Genomic DNA, 2,399 nt, shown 5'->3' with positions numbered 1-2,399 from the left:
ATGTCGATGGGGTCTTAACCAATGGTCAGGTATTTCTTGGTGAAAACGGTAAGGAGTCTCTGAAAGCTTTTGATATTCAAGATGGCTTGGGAATTAAGCTCTTAGAAAAAATTGGCATTTCAACCGCCATCATTACTGGGCGCAACTCCAAAATGGTTTTAGCTCGCTGTGATGAACTCGGTATCAAGCAGGTGCACATGGGTGTTGAAAATAAAGCCGTAGCCCTAGAAAAGATTTTGCAGTCACTTGGGCTCAAGTCGTCTGATTGCGCTGTGATGGGTGATGATTGGCCTGATTTTCAAATGATGAAGTCTGCAGGTTTAAAAGTATGTCCTGCACAAGGACATGATGCCGTGAAAGAAATTGCTCACTTTGTCACTACTCGATCTGGCGGTAGTGGTGCAGTTCGTGAAGTCTGCGACTTGATTCTAAAAGCACAAAATCGCTATGACGAATTACTTGCTCAGGCACGCGCTTAAGGTTTGTCTCCATGGAACTGAATGCCCAACAAATTAAATTGAGTATCTGGCGTGGCCTATTGCGCCTAATGCCATTGATCTTGATGAGCACACTTACTCTCGTCACTTTTTGGCTGGTTAAGAAAAATGCTCCCGTAGAAAAATCAGCACTAGAACGGGTACGCTTACATGAGCCTGACTACACTATTACCAATGGCGCCCTTTCCGCGCTCAACGAAGCTGGCAATACCAAATATCGCTTGCTGGGCAAGAAAGTGATTCACTACGACGATGACGCTTCAATTGATATTGAAACACCTCGTATACGCTTGTTCCCTCCTGAAAAGTCGCCGATTACTGTGAAAGCGGACTCAGGTCATTTAGATGGCGACATCACCATACTAGATCTCATCAATAATGCTGAAATTTTTCGTCCACCACAAGCTGCTTCTGCGACCGAACCAGCAAGACCACGCATGATTGCACGCTCTTCGTATTTCAAGGTACTCATCAATGACGACATTATTGAGACCAATAAACCCATTACGCTTGAGCAAGGCGTTTCCATCATGCGCTCAACTGATGGTGGCACATTCAACAACATCGAACAAAGTATGGTGCTGTCTGGCCAAGTAAGAGGTCGCATCGAGCGTGTTCAACCTGGAGCACAGCCATGAGCTTCTTACGCAAACTAGCAATACATTGTGGATTGTTAGCAGCTTGCTTTATCGCACCTGCTCATGCTGAAAAAGCAGATCAAGATAAACCGGTGGTTTTGGAAGCAGAAAAAGTTTCTGTAAATGACGTGCAACAGGTCTATGAGCTTGATGGTCAGGTACTCTTGACCAAGGGCAGCATTTTAATTACCGGCGAAAAAGGCAATATCAAAGTTGATCCTGAGGGCTATGAGTACGTTGACGTTCAAGGCAATCCAGAATCAACGGCCAGCTTCAGGCAAAGACGCGAAGGTCCGGCTAATGAGTTTATGCAGGGTCGTGGTCAAACAGTTACTTACAATGCAAAAACTGAATTGCTTACCCTAACTGGTGATGCTAACTTGAAGCGTCTTCACAATATGCAAATGTTAGATCAATTACACGGCTGGAAAATTGATTACGACGATGTCCTGCAGCGCTATCAAGTCACGCCACCCCCAAATGCTAAACCAGAAGATCTGCCTTTGGCTAAAGCCATCCTTTCACCAAGAAGAAAAGCTACACTAGAGAGATGACCACGGATTCCAGCAGTATTCAAAAGCCAGCAACCCTCAGCGCCCAGCATCTTCAAAAGCGTTATGGATCTCGCACAGTAGTTCGGGATGTATCGGTAGAGGTTAAATGCGGCGAAGTGGTTGGACTCTTAGGCCCTAATGGTGCTGGTAAAACCACTTCTTTCTACATGATTGTTGGCTTGGTTCCACTTGATGGTGGAAGTATTGTTCTGGATGGCACAGACATAACCCATCTCCCGATTCATGAGCGAGCTCGTATGGGCCTGTCATACCTCCCTCAAGAAGCTTCTGTTTTCAGAAAGCTGAACGTAGCCGAAAATATTCAAGCGGTATTAGAGCTGCAGGTGCAAGGCGGCAAACCATTGAGGAAGTCTGAGATTGCGCATCGCCTAGATGAACTCTTGGGTGAACTTCAAATTAGCCATCTTCGTGATAACCCAGCACTATCCTTGTCTGGAGGTGAGCGTCGTCGTGTTGAGATTGCAAGAGCGCTCGCCTCTCAGCCTAAATTCATTTTGCTGGATGAGCCATTTGCCGGCGTTGATCCGATTGCAGTTGGAGAGATCCAGCGGATTGTGCGCTTCTTAAGAGACCGCCAAATTGGCGTACTCATCACGGACCATAACGTACGCGAAACCTTAGGTATTTGCGATCATGCCTACATCATCAGTGAGGGTAGCGTGCTGGCAGAAGGTAAACCAGACCAAATC

The 2,399-nt window shown here is 46.2% G+C and carries 4 protein-coding genes; all 4 read left to right on the top strand.

Annotated features, from left to right (window positions below):
• On the top strand, nt 1-479 hold a 479-nt coding region (locus tag B7Y67_RS15425; protein WP_293599394.1), incomplete at its 5' end, for an HAD family hydrolase.
• Between the two features lie 11 nt (nt 480-490).
• Nucleotides 491-1,135, top strand: a complete 645-nt coding sequence (lptC, locus tag B7Y67_RS15420) for an LPS export ABC transporter periplasmic protein LptC (RefSeq protein WP_293599393.1) — start codon at nt 491-493, stop codon at nt 1,133-1,135.
• Nucleotides 1,132-1,689 (top strand): lipopolysaccharide transport periplasmic protein LptA, encoded by a 558-nt coding sequence (lptA, locus tag B7Y67_RS15415; protein ID WP_215302120.1) that lies wholly within the window; start codon nt 1,132-1,134, stop codon nt 1,687-1,689. The genes lptC and lptA overlap by 4 nt, the downstream gene beginning before the upstream one ends.
• Nucleotides 1,686-2,399 (top strand): LPS export ABC transporter ATP-binding protein (lptB, locus tag B7Y67_RS15410; protein ID WP_293599392.1); only part of this gene is annotated, 714 nt, incomplete at its 3' end. The genes lptA and lptB, both read left to right, overlap by 4 nt.

This window comes from Polynucleobacter sp. 35-46-11, from assembly GCF_002281105.1.
This window is presented reverse-complemented; position numbering and strand designations above follow the sequence as displayed.